General features: G+C 73.7%; 15 protein-coding genes. 3 read left to right on the forward strand and 12 right to left on the reverse strand.

What is annotated here, in order from left to right:
• Nucleotides 1–90: 90 nt before the first annotated feature.
• From ACLJPY_RS26915 to ACLJPY_RS26960, 10 genes are all read right to left on the reverse strand, one after another.
• Nucleotides 91–633: a YbaB/EbfC family nucleoid-associated protein gene (locus ACLJPY_RS26915; RefSeq protein ID WP_410592546.1), complete on the reverse strand. Its 543-nt coding sequence runs from the start codon at nucleotides 631–633 to the stop codon at nucleotides 91–93.
• A complete protein-coding gene (locus ACLJPY_RS26920; RefSeq protein ID WP_410593058.1) occupies nucleotides 630–974 on the reverse strand; it encodes a type VII secretion target in 345 nt (114 codons plus the stop codon). The genes ACLJPY_RS26915 and ACLJPY_RS26920 overlap by 4 nt, the downstream gene beginning before the upstream one ends.
• 5 nt (nucleotides 975–979) lie before the next feature.
• Nucleotides 980–3,025 (reverse strand): hypothetical protein, encoded by a 2,046-nt coding sequence (locus tag ACLJPY_RS26925; protein ID WP_410592548.1) that lies wholly within the window; start codon nucleotides 3,023–3,025, stop codon nucleotides 980–982.
• An 8-nt stretch (nucleotides 3,026–3,033) separates the two neighbouring features.
• Nucleotides 3,034–3,504 (reverse strand): hypothetical protein, encoded by a 471-nt coding sequence (locus tag ACLJPY_RS26930; RefSeq protein ID WP_410592549.1) that lies wholly within the window; start codon nucleotides 3,502–3,504, stop codon nucleotides 3,034–3,036.
• Nucleotides 3,505–3,518: 14 nt separating this feature from the next.
• Nucleotides 3,519–4,361: an ESX secretion-associated protein EspG gene (locus tag ACLJPY_RS26935; protein WP_410592550.1), complete on the reverse strand. Its 843-nt coding sequence runs from the start codon at nucleotides 4,359–4,361 to the stop codon at nucleotides 3,519–3,521.
• Between the two features lie 174 nt (nucleotides 4,362–4,535).
• A complete protein-coding gene (locus ACLJPY_RS26940; protein ID WP_410592551.1) occupies nucleotides 4,536–5,228 on the reverse strand; it encodes a flavin reductase family protein in 693 nt (230 codons plus the stop codon).
• A 99-nt stretch (nucleotides 5,229–5,327) separates the two neighbouring features.
• Nucleotides 5,328–6,146: an FAD binding domain-containing protein gene (locus tag ACLJPY_RS26945; RefSeq protein ID WP_410592553.1), complete on the reverse strand. Its 819-nt coding sequence runs from the start codon at nucleotides 6,144–6,146 to the stop codon at nucleotides 5,328–5,330.
• Nucleotides 6,143–6,613: a (2Fe-2S)-binding protein gene (locus ACLJPY_RS26950; protein WP_410592554.1), complete on the reverse strand. Its 471-nt coding sequence runs from the start codon at nucleotides 6,611–6,613 to the stop codon at nucleotides 6,143–6,145. The genes ACLJPY_RS26945 and ACLJPY_RS26950 overlap by 4 nt, the downstream gene beginning before the upstream one ends.
• Nucleotides 6,610–8,874 (reverse strand): xanthine dehydrogenase family protein molybdopterin-binding subunit, encoded by a 2,265-nt coding sequence (locus tag ACLJPY_RS26955; RefSeq protein WP_410592555.1) that lies wholly within the window; start codon nucleotides 8,872–8,874, stop codon nucleotides 6,610–6,612. The genes ACLJPY_RS26950 and ACLJPY_RS26955 overlap by 4 nt, the downstream gene beginning before the upstream one ends.
• 29 nt (nucleotides 8,875–8,903) lie before the next feature.
• Complete coding sequence (locus ACLJPY_RS26960; RefSeq protein ID WP_410592557.1) at nucleotides 8,904–9,659, reverse strand: sulfite exporter TauE/SafE family protein; 756 nt, start codon at nucleotides 9,657–9,659, stop codon at nucleotides 8,904–8,906.
• Nucleotides 9,660–9,820: 161 nt separating this feature from the next.
• Here ACLJPY_RS26960 and ACLJPY_RS26965 point away from each other — a divergent pair, with 161 nt between their 5' ends.
• From ACLJPY_RS26965 to ACLJPY_RS26975, 3 genes are all read left to right on the forward strand, one after another.
• Nucleotides 9,821–9,979 (forward strand): hypothetical protein, encoded by a 159-nt coding sequence (locus ACLJPY_RS26965; RefSeq protein ID WP_410592558.1) that lies wholly within the window; start codon nucleotides 9,821–9,823, stop codon nucleotides 9,977–9,979.
• A 113-nt stretch (nucleotides 9,980–10,092) separates the two neighbouring features.
• Nucleotides 10,093–13,113: a discoidin domain-containing protein gene (locus tag ACLJPY_RS26970; RefSeq protein WP_410592559.1), complete on the forward strand. Its 3,021-nt coding sequence runs from the start codon at nucleotides 10,093–10,095 to the stop codon at nucleotides 13,111–13,113.
• A gap of 98 nt (nucleotides 13,114–13,211) precedes the next feature.
• Nucleotides 13,212–14,258 carry a LacI family DNA-binding transcriptional regulator gene (locus ACLJPY_RS26975; RefSeq protein WP_410592561.1) on the forward strand — a complete coding sequence of 349 codons (1,047 nt, stop codon included), beginning with the start codon at nucleotides 13,212–13,214 and terminating at the stop codon, nucleotides 14,256–14,258.
• Here the strand turns inward: ACLJPY_RS26975 and ACLJPY_RS26980 are convergent.
• Together ACLJPY_RS26980 and ACLJPY_RS26985 are read right to left on the reverse strand one after the other, a co-directional pair.
• Nucleotides 14,201–17,143: a glycoside hydrolase family 3 C-terminal domain-containing protein gene (locus ACLJPY_RS26980; protein ID WP_410592562.1), complete on the reverse strand. Its 2,943-nt coding sequence runs from the start codon at nucleotides 17,141–17,143 to the stop codon at nucleotides 14,201–14,203. The genes ACLJPY_RS26975 and ACLJPY_RS26980 overlap by 58 nt on opposite strands.
• Nucleotides 17,140–18,846, reverse strand: coding sequence for a discoidin domain-containing protein (locus ACLJPY_RS26985; RefSeq protein WP_410592563.1), 1,707 nt, complete (start codon nucleotides 18,844–18,846; stop codon nucleotides 17,140–17,142). Before ACLJPY_RS26985 ends, ACLJPY_RS26980 begins: the two co-directional genes overlap by 4 nt.
• Nucleotides 18,847–18,991: the final 145 nt, after the last annotated feature.

The following is an 18,991-nucleotide window of genomic DNA, read 5'->3' on the forward strand; positions in this document are numbered from 1 at the left end:
CCGAAAGGACCGCTCGGACCCGGACCGCGACGACGGCCGGCCCGGGCCCCGGCGGACTTGCACAGGGCCGCCGGGCCCGAACCGGTCAGTTCACCACGGGTTGTTGTCCTCGTCGTCGGCGGGAGCGGGTCGCCGCGGCGGCTGCGGCGCACCGGGCGCCGGCGGGGTCGCGGCGCCCCCGGCCGGGGACGGCGGCACCGGCTCCGGCGGCGCGGGCGGCTGCTCGTCCGGCTCGTCGGGGTCCGGGAAGCGGCCGCGCAGGTTGTCCAGCAGCGCGCTGCGGGTTTCGCGGTCCTCGTCGCCGAGCTGCTCGGCCATCACCCCGGCGACGCGGTCGGCGATGCCGGACTGCGCCCGCCGCATCGTCGTCAGGATCTGCCGCGACAGCTCCTCCAGCGGGAACGACTTGACCTTGTTGGAGAACGTCAGGTCGGTGACCGTGCCGTCCGCGCCGACGGTGACGCTGACCGCGCCGTCGGCGCTGGTCGCGGTCAGCCGCAGGCGTTCGGTCTGCTCCTGCGCGGCCTGGTAGCGCTGCGCCTTCGCGGCGAACCCGGCGGCCCAGTCGTCCATCCGGCGGATCGTCTCGTCGGGGTCCCGCACCAGGTCCCCGAGCCCGTTCGGCCCCGTCATGCGTTCGTCCTCGCTTCCACCGAGCGCGGCGAGGCCGCGAGCTGGCGTTCGAACGGCTGCGCGTTGGCGTCTTCGCCTTCGCGGTAGGACTGCGCGGCCGCCCGGACGTTGTCCGCCAGCCCGCGCACGCCTTCGCCCGAGGCCGTCAGCGCGTCCTTCGCCTGCTCGTTCGTCGGCCGGATGATCGGCGGGAGGAACGCGCACAGCAGCCCGTAGGCGTGGTCCGACATCGCCGTGTCCGCCGCCGAGCTCGCCGTGTTGAGCCGGTCGACCAGGCTCTCGACGTGACTCGCGTGCGCGACCAAGTCGTCCGGTTCGACCTCGAAGCCGGGAGCCGTCATCGCCGTCACTTCCAATCCTGGTTCTTCCAGTCGCCGATCACCGGAGGCGCGACCGCCTGCTCACCCGCGAAGAAGTTCGGGTCGTCGCTCTCGAGGTAGTCGGCCGACTTGTGTTCCTTGTCGTCTTCCTTCTTGCCGCCGCGGCCGGCGCCCATGCCGCCCATGCCCGGCGAGCCCGCGGCACCGGCCGCGCCGCGGCCCGACATCGCGTTGCGCGCCGCCGCGGCTTCGGCTTCCGCGGCCGCGCCGGACGCGGCACCACCGCTGAGGTTGCCCGCGCCCGTGCCGCGCACGCCGCCACCGGCAGCTCCGCCCGCCCCACCGGCACCGGCACCGCCGCCACCGATGCCGCCGAGGGAACCGCCACCGGCACCGCCGCCGGGGATGCCGCCGAGCCGGCTGGCGATGCTCTCGCCGTTGATCCCGCCGCTGCGGCCGATGGTCGGCAGCTTGGCGCCGCCCGTGCCGCCGCCGGGGATACCGCCCGGGCCGGTGCCGGTGGGCAGGCCGGTGATCGGGTCGATGCCGGGCGGGACGAAGCCCGGGATCGGCGAGCCGCCGCGGACCGAGCCGCCCCCGCCGGAGACGTCCGGGATGCCGGGGATCGACGGCGGGGTGAAGCCGCTGCCGCCGCTGCCGCCGGTCCCGCCGCCCGGGATGCCGGACGGCGTGAAGCCGGAGGAGGTCGTCGAGTCGTCGATGTGCGGCAGCGACGAGCCGGGGATGCCCGCACCGGTGAAGTTGCCGCCGCTCGGCCCGTTCGGGGCGTCGAAGTTCGGCGGCGTGAACCCGGCGCCGCCCGCACCGCCGGCACCGCTGCCGCCACCGGGGATGCCGCCACCCGAGAAGTCGCCGCCCGAGAAGCCGCTGCCCGAACCGCCGCTGCCGGAGCCGCCGGAGCCCGGGATCCCGCTGCCGGCGAAGTCGCTGCCCCCGGCGCCCGGGATGCCGCTGCCGGAGAACCCGGAACCGCCCCTGCCCGAGCCGCCGCCGGGGATGCCGGGCACGCCCGCACCGCCCGCCCCGGAGCCGCCCGCACCGGCGCCGCCGAAGGCCGCGGCGTTCGCGTCGACCGGGGTCTGCGGGGTCACGCCGTCCATCGCGGTCCGCGGCGCCATCAGCGGGTGTTGCGCGCTGCCCGCGCCGGCGCCGCCCGAGGCCGGGGTGCCGGACGAGTACGCCGTCGCGGTGGCGGTCGGCAGTTTCGGCGGGGCCGGGAACCGCGGGGTGGCGACGGCGGCACCGATGGTCTCGTCGTACTGGGTCATGATCTGCGCGGCGTGCTCCCGCGCGGCCTGCTGCGCCCGGTAGGTCTGCATGGCCTCGCCCGCGGCCGCCGCGTACTGCACGGGGTCGGTCATCGACATCAGGCGCTGGTTGGTGGCCTGGAGGTCGAACTGGACCGGCGGGTTGGCGGCCATCTGCCGCTGGGTCTCGTTGAGCGCCTGGGAGTGGATCTCCTGCTGCCGCCCGGCGAGCGTCGCGCCCTGCGCCGTGGCGCCGAGCCACTTGCCGACGCCGGCGAGGTGCTCGCGGACGGCGTCACCGGCGCCGCCCTGCCAGTTGCTGGTGCTGGCGTTGATCGCGTCGGCGAGGGTCTTCTGGTGGGTGCCGAGGTCGTTGCCGACGCTGACCCATTCTTCCGAAGTTTCCGCGACGGTCGCCGGGTTGGCGTCCTGCGTGATGGCTTCGTTCATCTGCTCGTGGCTGGCGTTGTTCCACAGCGTGCGCGGCGCCCCGCCGGTCTCGCGCATGGCGAGGCCCTCGTCGAGGCCGTGCTTGGCGTCGTCGAGGTGCTGCTGGTAGAGCTCCTGGATCTTCTTGTCGCGCAGCACCGGGTCGACGACCGGGCCGAGCCAGCCGCGCCGGATCTCGTCGTCGACCTGCAGGGTCGCCATTTCGCGGATCTGGTCGCCCGAGGGCGAGTGGTCCGTGGTCAGCGGCCCGACGTAGTACTTCGACGACGAATCGGCGGTCACGTCGTAGAGCGGACTGCGCGGGTCGTAGTCCGGGGACGACGGGTCCGAGACGGACTCGGCGGTGGGTGCCACGGTCTCCCTCAGCTCTGGTCGGCGGTCGGGAGCGAGGTCAACGTCTTCTGCGTCGTCTCTTCCCGGGACTTGTAGTTCTGCTTCGCCAGCTTGATGGCCTCGATGTAGGTCGGGAACTCCTGCCGCGCGGCCTGCAGCTGGGTGACGAGGCCGTGCTCGTCGGCGGCGGTGCTGACCATGTGCGCGGACACCCACTGCCCGGTGGCGGTCCGGCTCATCGCCGGGGCGTCGTGCAGCCGCTGCAGGGCGGCCCACCGCGCCTCGAGGGATTCGAGGACGCCTTCGAGCGCCTCGATCAGCTGGTTGCCGGTGGTGTCGTCGACGGCGAAGCCGCCGGTCTGGGCGAGCCGCTTCAGCTGCGCCCCGGCGAGGCCGATCCGCAGCGCGGCCACGGCCTTCGTCTCGGGGGTCGTGGCGGCCTGGAGCTGCATGGTGGCCTGGACAGCCTGGACCGTCGCCGCGGTCTCTTCCGTCGTCATCTGGTCCTCCCCGATCAGTAGACAGCCGCGATCGCGTCGCGGATGGCGCGCGCGAGGTCGGCCCGCCCGGCCGGTACGTATTCGGCGGTCAGTTCCCCGGCGTCCCCGGTGCGCGTGTGCACCAGGTAGCGGCCGTCGGCGGTGTCGAGCCAGCTCAGCGGTTCGCCGGCCAGCCGCTCCCCCCGCCGTCCCTGCGCGCTGACGGCGATGTGCCCGCCGCCGAGCCGCGGTTCGGCCAGCACCCGTTCGAGCACGGCGACGTCGGACGGTTTCGGCGACGGCGGCCGCCGCCCGGGCCGCACGACGGCCTTGACCTCGATCATCCCGAAGGCGTCGGTTTCTTCTTCGTCGAATTCGGCCTCGGCGATCCGCTTCGCGGTCATCGCGGAGACCTCCCGCCCGGCGGCCCGGTGCACGACGTGCTTCCCGGTGGTCGCGGCGGGCGCCGGCGGCAGCACCCCGGTGACGACCTCCACGAGGTCTTCGTCGGCGAACAGCGAGAACAGCAGTTCGTCGGTGTCGGGCGCCTGGGTGATCCCGAGCGCCTGGGCCCCGTCGCTGACGACGAGGACGGCGACGTCGGCCCCGAGCCCGTCGATCCCGCTGACGGCGACCGAGATCCGCGGCTCGGCGAGCAGCTCGAAGGCGGTCCGGACACCCGGGTGCAGCTCACCGGAGACCGACAGCCGCCGCTGTTCGAGGGCGTCGTAGACCTGCCGCGCGAGGCCCACGAACCGCACCGGATCGGCGGGCAGGTTCCCGGCCCGGAGCGGGTACCGCCGGACATCGCCCCCGGTGGCCCGCCCGACGACGAGCGCTTCGAAGACCTCGAGGACGAACTCGAACCGCTCCGCCATTTCCCCTCGCCGGTTCCTTTTCATCAAGCCTTCAAGCAAGTTCCCTGACGACACTAGCAGTGCGCCGGACAGGGGCGTCGGCGCCGCCACCCGGATGCCCGAAAGACCACGATCCCCTGGACCGGGCGGGCAAGGCTCGGGCTTTCACCCGATCGAATGGCGGCGTGGACCGGCTCAGACCTGCTGCCCCACCTCCGGCGCACCGGGAACCCGCCGGGCCCGGTCGATGTCCGGACCGCGGTAGAGCCGCTCCGGGATCCGGGCCAGCGTCGACGGGTGCACCTGCGGCCCCAGGCCGTAGAACTTCTGGAAGCTCATGACGAGCGGCCGCCAGCGGTCCGGGTCGATGTGGTCCTCGGTCCCCGCCAGCCGGATCTCCTCGTGCACCCACACGCGCTGCACCCGCACCTCGAAGGCGAGCACACCGCCGTCGTCCCCCACCGGGTGCACCGCCTCGACGACGACCTCCATGGCCACCGGGCACTCGGCGACCCGCGGCGGGCCCACCGTCGACGACGGCACCGGCGTCAGCCCGGCGCGGGCGAACTTGTCCGCCACGTGGAAGTAGCCGCGCTCCTGCTTGCCGGCCGGGACGGGGTCCGACCCCGTCGTCATGGCCAGCCGGTCGACCTGCGGGGCGAGCGCCTCCGACGGCAGGTTCAGCACGCCTTCGCGGGTGCGCAGCAGGTTCTGCGTGGTCTTCGACCGGGCGCCCAGCCCGAGCACCGCCCGCCAGCCGAGCCAGAACGCCGAGGACATCGGGGCCAGGTTGACGGTTTCGTCTTCGTTGGTCGTGGAAATCAGCACCACCGGGGTGCCGAAGTACAGGATGCCGGGCTCGATCGCCGTGTGCGCAACAGTTTTCACCCGGCCGATCCTGCCGTCCACACGGGACACCCGCTGGCGGGAATCGGCCGTGGCGATTCCCGGGGCGGCGCCGCGGAAGAGAGCCGCCCCGGGGATCGGTCAGCCGCGCGCCGCCGCCTGCGTCAACGCCCTGCGCGTCAGCACCCGCGCCAGGTGCCGCCGGTACTCCGCCGTCGCGTGCGGCTCGTCCGGCGGGTTCGTCCCCGAAGCCGCCAGCGCCGCCGCCTCTTCGATCGACGCGCCCGCCGCCAGTGCCTCCTCCGTGGCCGTGGCGCGCAGGGGTACGCCGCCCAGGTTCACCAGGCCGACGCGGCCGCCCGCGACCACCACCCCGGCCATCGCCCAGTCGATCGCGCGGCGGGTGAACTTCTCGAAGCCCCAGCCCTGGCCGGTCTGGGCCGGGAGGCGGATTTCGGTCAGCAGTTCCGTGGGTTCGAGCGGGGTCGTGAACGGGCCGAGGAAGAACTCCGCCGCCGGGATGCGGCGCTCCCCCGCCGGGCCGCGGGCCACCAGGACCGCGTCCGACGCCAGGACCGCCGCGGGCAGGTCCGCCGCCGCGTCCGCGTGCACCAGGGAGCCGCCGATCGTGCCGCGGTGGCGGACCTGGCGGTCGCCCACCTCGCCGGACACGTGGGCGAGCAGCGGGGCGTGCGCCAGCAGCACCGGGTCCTGCGCCAGCGCGCTGTACCGCGACAACGCGCCGATGACGACCTCGTCGCCCTCGAGCCGGACGTACCGCAGCTCGTCGAGCGGGCCGATGTCCACCAGGTGCTCCGGCGTGGCCAGCCGCAGCTTCATCAGCGGCAGCAGCGAATGCCCGCCCGCCAGCACCTTCGCGTCCTCGCCGTGCGTGGCGAGCAGGGCCAGCGCTTCGTCCACTGTGGACGCACGCGTGTACTGGAACGCCGCGGGGATCACCGGTTCACCTCCTGCCCCGAAGCGTCGATCACGGCGCTGACGATGTTGTGGTAGCCGGTGCAGCGGCAGAGGTTGCCCTCGAGGCCCGCGCGCACTTCGTCCCGCGTCGGCTTCGGGTTGTCGGCCAGCAGCGAGACCGACGCCATGATCATCCCGGGGGTGCAGAACCCGCACTGCAGGCCGTGCTGCTCCTGGAACGCCCGCTGCACCGGGTGCAGCGAACCGTCCGGAGAGGACAGTCCCTCGACGGTGGTGACGGCGTGGCCGTCGGCCTGCGCGGCCAGCACCGTGCAGGACTTGACCGATTCGCCGTCGAGCAGCACCGTGCAGGCGCCGCACGACGTCGTGTCGCAGCCGACGTTCGTGGCGGTGAGCCCGGCCGTGTCGCGCAGGAAGTGCACCAGCAGCGTCCGGTCCGGCACCTCCTCGGTCACCGGCCGCCCGTTGACCTCGATCGAGACCTTCACTGCGCGCTCCCCTTCCGAGCTTCTTCCAGTGCCGCCCACACCCGGATCGGGGTGGTGGGCATGTCGAGGTGCCTCACGCCGTGCGCGGCCAGCGCGTCCACCACGGCGTTGTGCACCGCCGGGGTGGAGCCGATCGTCGCCGCTTCGCCGATCCCCTTGACGCCGAGAAGGTTCCGGTCGGTCGGGGTCGCCATGTCGACCAGCTCGAAGTCCGGCAGCTCGGCGGCGGTGACGAACGAGTAGTCCGCCAGCGTCGCGGTCGTCGGGTTGCCGTCGTCGTCGTAGGTCACGACCTCCAGCAGCGCCTGGGCCGCACCCTGCCCGAGCCCGCCGTGGCGCTGGCCGCGGAAGGTGAGCGGGTTGACGATCGGGCCGGCGTCGTCGACGGCGACGATCCGGCGCAGCCACACCTTGCCGGTCTCGGTGTCGACCTCGACCACCGCGAGGTGGGCGCCGAACGGGAACGTCGGCTTGCCGTCGCCGAACCAGACGTCGGCGGTGAGCTTGCCGCCGTCGGTCCGCCCGGCGACCTCCGCCCAGCCGAGCACGGTGCTCGACGGCGCGCCGCGGACCTGCCAGACCCCGCGCCCGGCGTCGAGTTCGAGGTCGTCCGGCGCTGCTTCCAGTAGTTCCGCGGCCAGTTCGCGAGCCTGCGCGATCACCTCGTCGGCCGCCTGCCGGATCGCCGAGCCGCCCAGCTGCAGCGACCGCGAGCCGAAGGTGCCGACCGCCTTCGGCACCTCGTCGGTGTCGCCGTGGCGGACGGTGATCTTCTCCAGCGGCACACCGAGCCGGTCCGACAGCAGCATGGCCAGCGTCGTGCCGAGCCCCTGCCCGTGCGGCGAACTGCCGGTCCACGCGACGACCGAGCCGTCGGGGTGGACGTCCACGCGGCCGCTCTCGCCACCGCCGTCGCCGCCGGTGATCTCGACGTAGGCCGCGATGCCCAGGCCCAGCTCGACGGGCTCGCCCGCCTCCCGGCGCCGCCGCTGCTCGGCCCGCAGCTGCGCGTACCCGGCGGTGTCCAGCACCTTGTCCAGCGCCGCCGCGTACTCGCCCGTGTCGTAGGACGCCCCGGTCGGCGACTGGTACGGGAACTGCTCCGGCCGGATGAAGTTGGCCCGGCGGACCTCGGCGGGGTCCAGCCCGATCTCCGCGGCGAACAGGTCCATCGCCCGCTCGACCGCGGCCGTCGCCTCCGGGCGGCCGGCGCCGCGGTAGGCGCCGATCGGCGTGGTGGTGGTGACGACCGCACGGCTGCGCGTCTCGACCCGGGGGAAGCGGTAGACGCCGATGGCCATCAGCTCGGTCAGCGTCGGCAGCAGCAGCATCCGCGGGTACGCGCCCGAGTCCTGGACGACGTCGAGGCGGTAGGCCAGCACCGTGCCGTCGCGCTTCCCGCCGATGGTCACGGTGTTCTGCTGCGCGCGGCCGTGCGTCATCGCCGTGAGGTTTTCGCTGCGCGTCTCGACCCAGCGCACGCCGCGCCCGAGCCGCCTGGCCGCCCAGCCCAGCACGGTCGCCTCGGGGTCCGCGCCGATCTTCGCGCCGAAGCCGCCGCCGACGTCCGGCGCGATCACCCGCACCGACTCTTCGCCGACGCCGAGGGTCGCGGCCAGCTGGCTGCGGGCCATCTGCGCGTTCTGCGTGGACAGCCAGGCCGTCAGCCTGCCGTCCTCGCCCCACACGCAGGAAGCGCCGCGCACTTCCAGCGGCGCGGGCGCGACGCGCTGGTTGAGGATGGTTTCGGTGACGACGACTTCGCAGTCTTCGAAGAGCGTGTCGTCGAACTCCGCGACGCCCTTGACCTGCACGACGTTGCTGCCGTGCTCGGGGAACACCAGCGTCTCGTCGGCCAGGGCCGCGTCGACGGTCGCCACCGCTTCGAGCGGTTCGTAGTCGACGTCGACCAGCTCGGCCGCGTCCGCCAGCTGGTAGCGCTCTTCGGTGACGACGAGCGCGACCGGTTCGCCGACGTACCGCACCACGTCCCCGGCCAGCCACGGTTCCGGCAGCGGCCCCGCCCGGTGCGGGGCGAGCCCGAGGTCCGCGGCGGTGAAGACGCCGAGCACGCCCGGTGCCTCCTTCGCCGCGCTCACGTCGATGCCGCCGATCCGCGCGTGCGCGATCGGACTCCGCACGAAAACCGCGTGCGCGGCACCGGAAAGCGCTTCCTCCCGCAGGTCGTCCACGTACGTGCCGCCCGCGGTGATCAGCTCCCGGTCCTCCCGGCGGACCACCCTGGTCCCGACAATGCTCATCTGGTCTCCTGCTCGCCGATGTCCGCAGATCATGCCCGCAGGCCGAGGGCGACCGCCAGGCCCAGTCCGCCGATCCCGATGGCGATCCGCAACGGCGTCGCCGGCAGCCGGCGCACGAGCGCCGAGCCCAGCCACGAGCCGCCGAGCGAGCCGAGGCAGACCGCGAGCGCGGCCGGCCACACCACCTTCCCGGTGACCGCGAAGACGATCGCGGCGAGCAGGTTCGCCGAGCCGGTGACCAGGTTCTTCGCCGCGTTGGTCCGGGCGAGCGGCTGGCTCCAGACGGTGACGAGCAGCGCGAGCATCAGCACGCCCGCCGCGGCGCCGAAGTAGCCGCCGTAGACGCCGATGAGGAACGCGACCACGCCGGTGGCCGGGCTGAGGCCGTGGTGCTCGGCGCCTTCGGCCAGCCGGCGCAGCCGCGGGGCCGCCAGCAGGACCAGCGACGCCCCGCCGATCAGCCACGGCACGATGACGGTGAACGCGCTCGACGGCGTCAGCAGCAGCACGAGGCCGCCGCACGCGCCGCCGACGGTGGTGATCGCGCAGAGCGGGAGGAGCCGCCGCCGCTGCCCGGCCAGTTCGGGCCGCGCCCCGGCCGCGGCACCGGCGGTCGTGCCCAGCATGGCGACGGTGTTGGTGACGTTGGCCGTCACCGGCGGCAGCCCGGCGGCGAGCAGGGCGGGGTAGGACACGAGCGACGCGAGCCCGGCGGTCGCCCCGGTCAGGCCGGCGCCGACGCCGGCCAGCACGAGCAGCAGCAGCACCCACGGGTCGGTGATCACGTTGTCATCAGATCACGCCGCCGCCGCTGTCGATCCGGGCCGCCGCCGTTCGTCTCACGCAGCACCTGAACGCCGCCACCAAGTACGTCGCCTCGACCACCCTCGGCGACGCCGGCGCGCGGGAGAACTCGATCCTGCTGCGGGGCGAGGCGACCCGGACGGTGGCCGAGCTGAAGTCCCGGCCCGGCCGCGACCTGGCCGTCATCGACAGCGTGTCGCTCGTGCGGCTCCTGCACGCCGCGGGCCTGGTCAACCGGCACATCGGCTGCGTCACCACGACCAAGGGTGTCGTGATCGCGCACCACGAGCGCAGCGTGTAGGCCGTTATACGGATGTCCGAAACCGGACGGGATCCGCCGCCGGGGTTGCCCGTGGTGACGGCGGCGTCCCAGAATCCGCGCTGACAAGGTTGTCAACGACGGGAGACCCGGGCATGGAGCTGGACCGGCGGCAGGCGCTGCGCCTGCTGGGCGCGGGCGGCGCGGCGGCGGCACTGGCTTCGGGCCTGCTCCCCGGCCTGGCGCGGGCGGCGGCACCCGGCGGGCCGCCCGACCCGGTCGCCGCGACCTACCTGCGCGTGCTGCTGCGGCACACCCGCTGGGCCGAGCAGCAGTTCGACCCGGTCGCCGGCACCTACCCGGCCCGGGACTTCACCTTCGCCGTCGTGCTCGGCAACGCCGTCCTGCTGACGCGCGACGGCTACGACCCGGCGGTCGCCGGGGTCGACCGGGACACCCTGCGCGCCCACACGCTTGCCACGATCCGGCGCTTCGCCGCCTCCAACCGGCTCGCTGGCGGCGCCGAGTGGGGCCGCAAGCTGTTCTTCGACACGACTTTCCAGTCGTACTTCCTGCTCGCCGCCCGTCTCCTGTGGACGGACCTCGACGACCCCACCCGGGCCGCCGTCGAGCGCATCACCACCGGGCAGGCCGCGTACACGACCGCGCTCGGCACCGGCGACGACCCGGACTCCGGCGCCTGGACGCCGAACGGCCTGCTCGGTGGCCACGTCGGGGACACCAAGCTGGAAGAGATGGGTGTCTACGCCCAGTCGCTGGCCCCCGCGCTCGCGTGGGCGGCCGCCGACCCGCGGGCGGCGGACTGGCGGGCGGGCTTCGGCGCCTGGAGCCGCAACGAAGCCGGGCTGCCCGCCGCCGACCTGGCCAACCCGCGGCTCGTCGACGGCCGTCCGGTGAGCGCGAACACCGCCACGAACCTCTACGACACCTTCCTCGTCGAGAACCACGGCTCGTTCGGCCCGCACTACCAGGAAGAGCTCTGGCGCACCTCCGGCCGCAACGCGATGCACTTCCTCGCCGCCGGCACGCCGCTGCCGGAGGTGCTCACCGCGCAGCCCAACGGCGAACTGCTGTGGCGCACGATGCTGCTGATGACCAGCGACGCCGGTGAGCCGCTGATGCCGATGGTCGCCGACCGCGAGCACCTCTACGGCCGGGACGTCATCCCGCTGGCCTTCCGCGCCCAGGTGCTCGGCGACCGCTACGCCGCTTACGCCGAGGCTCAGCTGGCCGCGCGGCTCGAGCCGTACCAGGCCTACGCGCCCGCCGACCGGATCACGAAGTTCTCGGGCGAGCCGAAGTACGAGCCGGAGGCCCGCGCCGAAGTGGCCATCAGCTACCTGCTGCACGAGTGGCGGGCCGCGCACGGCGGCCCGGTCGTCCCGGTGGGCAAGGGCGAGTTCGACACCCACGCGGCCGGGGTCGCGGACTTCGGCGCCGGGCCGGGTCTGCTGGCCCACCGCTCCCCGGCCGCCTGGGCGGCCACGGTCAGCAAGCCCGGCTTCGTCAAGTTCGCCTGGCAGCCGCACCACGACGACTGGCTGTTCGTGCTCGGCGGCGCCAACCCGATGCTGCTGCCGTCGGCGAACTCCGCGGTGCGGGACCGGCACGCGACGGTCTACGCGAAGGTCCGCGACGGCTTCGACGGCACCGTCGGCGTCCTGCGCTTCGACACCGGGTACGCCGCCTTCGCCACCCTCCCGACCGGCGCCGCCGTGTACGCCAGCACCGGGGTCGCCGAGGGCGAAGGCGTCCTGAACGTCTACAACCTCACCATGCCGGGTGTCCCGGGCCTCGACGGCAACCGCACCTACACCGCCGCCGAGGGCACGGTGACGATCGCGGCGGCGGCCGCCCCCACCGGCGCCCGGACCGACGACCTGACGTTCACGCCGGTCACCGCGCGGCACGTCCGCATGCTCGGCGTCGAGCCGGACCCGCAGTACGGCTACTCGCTCTGGGCGTTCGAGGTCCGCGACGGCGACGGTCCCGACCTCGCGCGGACCGGGACCGCTTCGGCCTCTTCGGCGACGCCGGGCAAGGAAGCCAAGTACGCCAACGACGGCGATGCGGCGACGAGGTGGGCGGTGTCCACATCGGACCGTTCGCGGGCGGACAGCTGGCTCGCCGTCGACCTCGGCGCGCCGCGGCTGATCGACCGCGTGCGGCTGAGCTGGGAGTCCGCCGCCGGGCGCAAGTACCGCATCGAGACCTCGGCCGACGGCGTGACCTGGACGACGGCCACGACCTACCCGGTGCCGGCGCTGCGCAGCACCGGCGGGCGGCTGGACGTCGACGGCCGCGCCGGGATCACCGTCGCGGGCCCGAACCCCCTCACCGTCGCCGGCGACCGCGTCACGCTCTCCGACGGGCCGCCCGCCCGGTTCGTCGCCGAGCTGCGGCCCGGGCCGCCCCAGGCGAGCGGCCGCGTCCCGGCCGGCGCCGACGCGGTCGAGGCCACCGTCACCGACGGCTTCCTCGTGCTGCTCAACCTCTCCGGCGCCGCGGTCCGCGGCACGGCGGTCCTGCCCGGGGAAACCCGGCTGTACCGCGGCGAGCAGACCGTCACCCGGACGGGTACGGCACTGTCCTACGAGCTCGCTCCGGCGGAAGGCCGCATCGAGCCCCCGCGGTTCACCGTGCGCGGCCCAGCCGGGCTGAAAGCCGTCGTCCGCGACGCGAGCCGGGTCGAGCTCACCGCCCCGGCCGGGTTGCTGCCCGTGCTCGTCACCGTGACGCCCGACGGCGGTCGCGCGCGGCCGGTGCTGCTGCCGCCGCGGCGGACCGTCCCGGTCGTGTTCGCCGAACTCCGCCCCTACCCGCTGGCCGACCGCGCCCTCGGCCGGACCACCTTCCCCGCCGAACCCCTGCCGCCGGGCATGTCGAGCCCCGGCGCGGCCGTCGACGACGACCCCGCGACGGCGTGGCGGCCCGGCCCCGACGGGCGGATGGTCGTCGATCTCGGGGCGGTGGCGGAGGTTTCGGCGGTCGAGCTGGCCTGGACCCGCGGCCGGGTGCCCGGCGCGACGGTCGAGACCAGCGTCGACGGCGTCACGTACGCGACGGCGGACTCCGGGCCGGCCCGGTACGTGGCGGTCCGGACGCGCTGGCGGCCCGGCGACGCGAGCCTCACCCGGTTGTCCGTCCGCACTTGATCGATCTCGCACCCCCCGCGGCGGCCCCGCGGGCGAGTACCTTGTCACCACAGAGCTTGGCACCAACGGAGCTTTCCACCGCCCGATCGGGAGGACGGATGCGCGTCACGATCGCCGAGGTCGCCCGCCGCGCGCGGGTGAGCAAGACGACCGTGTCGCGGGTGCTCAACAACAAGGCCGACGTGGACGCCGCCACCGCGATCCGGGTGCGCGAGGTGATCGCCGCGACCGGGTACATCCCCAGCGCCGGCGCGGTCGGGCTGGCCCGCGGGGTGACGCGCACGGTCGGGATGCTGGTGCCGGGACTGACCTGGCCGTGGATGGGCGAGGTGCTCCAGGGTGTCGCCGACGTCGTGGAGTCCAAGGGGTACGGCCTGCTGCTGTCCACCGCCAACCGCGGCGCCGACTCCCTCGGCGAGTTCTCCCGCCAGGTCTCGGCGAAGGCGTTCGACGGCCTCCTGCTGGTGGAACCGCCGGACGCGGTGCGGCACCTGCGCGTGCTGCACGACTCCGGGCTGCCGGTCGTGGTGATCGACGACCGCGGCCGCCGTCCCGCGTTCCCTTCGGTCGGCACGGACAACCGGCAGGGCGGCGCGGCCGCGGCCCGCCACCTGCTGGCCACCGGCCGCACCCGGTTCGCCACGGTCACCGGGCCGCGGGACTTCGGCTGCACGGCCGACCGGCTCAACGGCTTCAACGAGGTCGTCCTCGACGCGGGCCTGACCCTCGACCCGCGGCTGATCATCGAAGGCGACTTCACGAGCGAAAGCGGTGAGGCGGCGATCCTGCAGCTGCTCGCCACCGGCCCGGAGTTCGACGCGGTCTTCGCGCACAACGACCTCACCGCGGCGGGCGTGCTGGCCGGGCTGCGCAAGTCCGGCCGTGCGGTGCCGGGGGACGTCGCCGTGGTCGGCTTCGACGACATCCCCCTGGCCGCGCACACGCAGCCGCCGCTCACCACGATCCGCCAGCCGCTGCGGCAGATGGGCGAGACGGCGGCCGGCCTGCTGCTGGATCGCCTGGCCGGCGCGCCGTCCCCGGACGCCCCGCTGATCGTCCCGACCGCGCTCGTGGTGCGCGAGTCGACTCAGGAGACCGTCAGCGTCCCCGACAGCGGGACGTTGCGCGACGAATCACCCACGTAGACCCGGTACTGGCCCGCGTTGGTCGTCCACGAGCCCGTCCAGTGCGCCAGGTCCCGCGGGGTGAGCGGGAAGGACACCTGGGCGCTCTGGCCGGGGTTCAGCGCCACCTTCCTGAACCCCTTGAGCTGCTTCGGCGGCTCGCCGTTCCCGGCGGGCTGACCGACGTAGAGCTGGACGACGTCCGCGCCCGCCCGGGTACCGGTGTTGGTCACCGTCGCCGTCACGGTCGCCGTGCCGTTCGTCCCCTGCGGCGTCACGACGAGGTTCGAGAACCCGAACGTCGTGTACGAGAGCCCGAAGCCGAAGGGGAACAACGGCTCGAGGTTGCGGCTGTCGTACCAGCGGTAGCCGACGTTGAGCCCTTCCGAATACTCGATCCGGTCGTTCGCGCCCGGGAACTGCTGGACGTTCGCCGTCGGCAGGTCGGCGAGCTGCTTCGGGAAGCTGACCGGCAGCTTGCCCGACGGGTTGACGTCGCCGTAGAGCAGCGACGCGAGCGCGTTGCCGTTCTCCTGGCCCGGGTACCAGCCCTCGAGCACCGCGGCGACCTTGCCCAGCCACGGCATGGTCACCGCCGAGCCCGTGTTGAGCACCACGACCGTGCGCGGGTTGGCCGAGGCGACCGCGTCGATCAGGTCGTTCTGCTGGTGCTGCAGGTCGATGCTGTCGAGGTCCTGGGTCTCGGACTCGCCGTAGCTGGCGAACACGATCGCGACGTCGGCCGCCTTGGCCGCCGCCACCGCACCCGGGATGTTCGGCGTCTGCACGTGCTCCCCGGCGCCGTCCACATAGGACACGGTGACGCCGGACCCGGCCCGCGCCTTGATGCCGTTGATCGGGTTCACCGACGCCGGCGACGGGTTGACCTTGGCGCTGCCGCCGCCGATGTTCTGCGGGTCGATCCCGTCGCCGCCGGAGAGCGCGATCGACTTCGTCGCCGCGGTCAGCGGCAGGACGCCGGTGTTCTTCAGCAGCACCGTCCCGGCCGCGGCGACGTCCCGCGCGGTGGCCACGTTCGCCGCGTTCGTCACGACGGACTGGGGTGTTCCCCGCCGCGCCCGGTCGAAGAGGCCGAAGCGGAACATCTGGGTCAGCACCCGCCGGACCATGTCGTCGACGCGCGCCTGCGTGACCTCGCCGCGCGAGACGGCGTCGAGCAGGCCCTGGCCGAAGAACGCGCCGCCGGGCATCTCCATGTCGAGCCCGCCGTTGGCCAGCTGCCGGGCCCCGCCGGTGGCCGAGCCCCAGTCCGAGCCGACGAACCCGCCCCAGCCGGCGTCCTGCTTGATGGCTTGGGTGAGCACGCCGGCGCTCTGGCAGGCCGGGACGCCGTTGATCTCGTTGTAGGCGCACATCATGGACGCGACCTGGCCCTGGCTCGCCACCTGCTGGAAGGCCGGCAGGTACAGCTCGTGCAGGGTCCGGTCGTCGACGATGACGTTGTCCGACGGCGTCCCGCGCGAAGCCCCGGCCTCGACGTTGTAGGCCGCCGCGTGCTTGGCCTGCGCCATCACGCCCTGGCTCTGGATGCCCTGGATCGTCGCGGTCCCGGCCGCGCCGGCCAGGTACGGGTCTTCGGCGTAGGTCTCGAAGTCGCGGCCCCAGCGCGGGTCGCGGACCAGGTTGATCGTCGGGCCGAGGGCGATGTCGACGCCCTTGCCCGCGAACTCCGCCCCCATCGCGCTGCCGTACCGGTTCAGCAGCCCGGTGTCCCAGGTCGCGGCGGCCGACACCGGCGCCGGGAACTGGGTGACGCCGTCGAGGCCGTCACCGACCCCGGCCGGGCCGTCCTGCAGGCCGAGCGCCGGGATGCACAGCTCGGGCACGGGATCGGTGTTGCCGATGTAGGGTCCCGTGGCGCCGTTGCCGTGCAGCACCTTCACCTTCTGCTGGGGCGTCATGACGGCCATCAGCTGGTTCACCCGGTCGGCGACCGGCGCCGTCGACCCCACCCACGGGCAGCCACCCGGGTTGGTCGGCGTGGTCGTCGGCGTGGTCGTCGGCGTGGCACTGTCGGACGTGTGGACCGCGAACTCCCACAGCGAGACACCCCACTGCGTCGCCCGCGCGGTCGCGGTCAGCCGGACGTACCGCGCGGTCCCGGACACCGCGGGGTGCTCGGTCCCGCCGGTCCCCGCCACGGTCGCCGCCGTGCTCCACGACGAGCCGTCGGTGGACAGCTGGATCGTGTACGCGCTCGCGTACGCCGTCTCCCACGTCAGGTCGACACCGCAGACCGGACGCGGGCTGCCCAGGTCGACCTGGATCCACTGGGGGTCCGCGGCCAGGCTCGACCACCGCGTCCCGAGGTCGCCGTCGAACGCGGCGCTCGCCGGGAACGCGTCGGACTGGACGCTGGACGCCGTCGCCGGTTGCCGCAGGGCCGCGTCGGCGCTGCCGCACGCCTGCGCGGAGCCGTCGCCGAAGACCTGGAACTCCCACAGCGACACGCCCCACTGGGTGGCGCGTTTCGTCGTGGCGAGGCGGACGTACCGGCCGCTGCCGGCCACCGGCAGCGTCTGGGTGCCGCCGGTGCCGGTGGTCGTCGAGTACACCGTGGACCACTGGCTGCCGTCGGTGGACGCCTGGAGGGTGAAGGCCGTCGCGTAGGCCGCCTCCCACTGGAGCACGACCTGGTTCAGCGTGTGCACCGAGCCGAGGTCGACCTGCAGCGTCTGCGGGTCCGAAGCCTGGCTCGACCAGCGGGTGCCGGGATCACCGTCGACGGCCGCGCTCGCGGGGAACGCGGCGTTCTCGGTCGACGACGCCGTCACGGCGTGCCCCTGCGACAACAGCGTCGGGGCGGCCTGGGCGGTGAACAGCGGCGCGGTGAGCAGGCCCGCCGCGACGACGGCGCCCGTGACGAGCGCGAGCCGCCGCCTCACTGGTAGACCCGCACGTAGTCGATCACCATGTCCTGCGGGAGCACGGTCCCGGCGCCCGGCGGACCGGGGAAGTCCCCGCCGATGGCGTTGTTGAGGATGAGGAAGAACGGGTGGTCGTACACCCACGGCCCGCGCGTGCTCTCGACGGTGTCGCGGTTGATCGTCTCGAAGGCGTTGCCGTCGACGGAGAAGGTCATGTGGTTCGCGTCCCAGTCGAGGCCGAACTTGTGGAACCCGGCGGAGACGTCCTGGCCGAGGTCGTAGGGCTGGCCGATGCCGCCGGCGCCGTTGTAGGCCGGGGCGTGGATGGTCGAGTAGGCCAGGTTCGGCGACTTCCCGACGTGCTCCATGATGTCGATCTCACCGCAGTTCGGCCACGGCGTGCCGCTGAAGAAGTTCGCGCCGAGCAGCCAGAACGCGGGCCACAGCCCCTGCGTGCCGGACACCTTGATGTTGGCCTCGACGTGGCCGTAGGTGAAGCTGAACTTGCCCGCGGTGTTGATCCGGCCGGAGGTGTACTGGCACGTGCCGCTGCCGCTGACCGGGTCGACCGGGCACGCGCTGCCCGGCGTGGCTTCGCGGCGGACCTGGATGACGAGGTCGCCGCGGCCGTCCTGCTTGGCGTTGTTGTTGTTCGTGTAGTACTCGAGCTCGTTGTTCACGCCCGGCCCGGTTTCGGCCGTCCACTTGCTCGCGTCCGGGGCCGCGCCCGCGGGACCGTTGAACTCGTCGCTCCAGACCAGCGTGCCCGGGAAGTGCGGGGCCGGCGGCGCGGGCGGCGGCTGCGTCGGGTTGCCGCCGGTGCCGTAGACGTCGAAGCCCCACAGCGAATAGCCGTAGCCGTTCGAGCGGGCGGTGCCGTACATCCGCACGTACCGGCCGGAACCGTTGACGGTCAGCGTCTCCTTGAAGCCCTTGCCGGTCGTGGTCGAGTAGACCGAGGTCCAGTTCGCGTTGTCGTTGGACACCTGGATCTGGTAGGCGACCGCGTAGGCCGGGTCCCACTGCAGGACGACCTGGTGGATCGCCGCGGGTGCGCCGAGGTCGACGCTGATCCAGCCGGGGTCGACCCAGCCGGTGGTCGCGCTCGTCGCCCAGCGCGTGGCCGGGTCGTGGTCGAAGGCCTTCGCCGGGAGGCAGCCCGGGCAGTTGCCGTCGTCCTGGTACGAGGACGCCGTGCCGGGCTTGCCGTAGGACAGCAGGACGTCACCGGGCTGGGTCGTGCCGCCCCCGCCGTAGACCTGGAACTCCCACAGCGAGTAGCCGTACTGGGTGGCCCGCTGGGTGCCGGTCAGCCGGACGTACCGGCCGCTGCCGGTCACGTTCAGGGTCTGGCTGCCGCCGGTTCCCGAGGTGGTCGAGTAGAGCGAGGTCCAGGTGGCGCCGTCGGCGGACGCCTGGATCGTGAACGCCTTGGCGTAGGCGGCTTCCCAGTTCAGCACCACCTGGGACAGCTGCTGGGTGGACCCGAGGTCGACCTGCAGGTATTGCGGGTCGCTGAAGCCGCTGGACCAGCGGGTGCCGGGGTCGCCGTCGACGGCGGCCGAGGCGGGGAAGGCGGCGGATTCGGTCGAGGACGCCGTCACCGGACGGCCTTGGGAGAGCAGGACGGGCGCGGCCTGCGCCACCGGCGCGGTGAGCAGGGCGGCCAGGACTAAGGCGAGGACGGCGAGGACCCGGGTCCTCGACATGCGGCGTTGCATGGGCACCTCCACGGCGAACCGGCGCCGGGGCGGCCTTGCCCCGGCGCGGATCGGCTCACGTGGTCCTCGGCGCGGGTGTGGGCCCGCTCGTCGGCACGCTCTTAGTTCAGGATATAAATAAAGAGTCGTAAAATGTCAACGGTGC

The organism is Amycolatopsis sp. lyj-23 (assembly GCF_046549135.1).
Lineage (GTDB): Bacteria > Actinomycetota > Actinomycetes > Mycobacteriales > Pseudonocardiaceae > Amycolatopsis.

Coding starts and splice junctions, on each gene's coding strand:
- ACLJPY_RS26915 (WP_410592546.1), bottom strand. CDS start 633: ATGACGGGGCCGAACGGGCTCGGGGACCTGGTGCGGGACCCCGACGAG.
- ACLJPY_RS26920 (WP_410593058.1), bottom strand. CDS start 974: ATGACGGCTCCCGGCTTCGAGGTCGAACCGGACGACTTGGTCGCGCAC.
- ACLJPY_RS26930 (WP_410592549.1), bottom strand. CDS start 3,504: ATGACGACGGAAGAGACCGCGGCGACGGTCCAGGCTGTCCAGGCCACC.
- ACLJPY_RS26935 (WP_410592550.1), bottom strand. CDS start 4,361: ATGGCGGAGCGGTTCGAGTTCGTCCTCGAGGTCTTCGAAGCGCTCGTC.
- ACLJPY_RS26955 (WP_410592555.1), bottom strand. CDS start 8,874: ATGAGCATTGTCGGGACCAGGGTGGTCCGCCGGGAGGACCGGGAGCTG.
- ACLJPY_RS26970 (WP_410592559.1), top strand. CDS start 10,093: ATGGAGCTGGACCGGCGGCAGGCGCTGCGCCTGCTGGGCGCGGGCGGC.
- ACLJPY_RS26975 (WP_410592561.1), top strand. CDS start 13,212: ATGCGCGTCACGATCGCCGAGGTCGCCCGCCGCGCGCGGGTGAGCAAG.
- ACLJPY_RS26985 (WP_410592563.1), bottom strand. CDS start 18,846: ATGCAACGCCGCATGTCGAGGACCCGGGTCCTCGCCGTCCTCGCCTTA.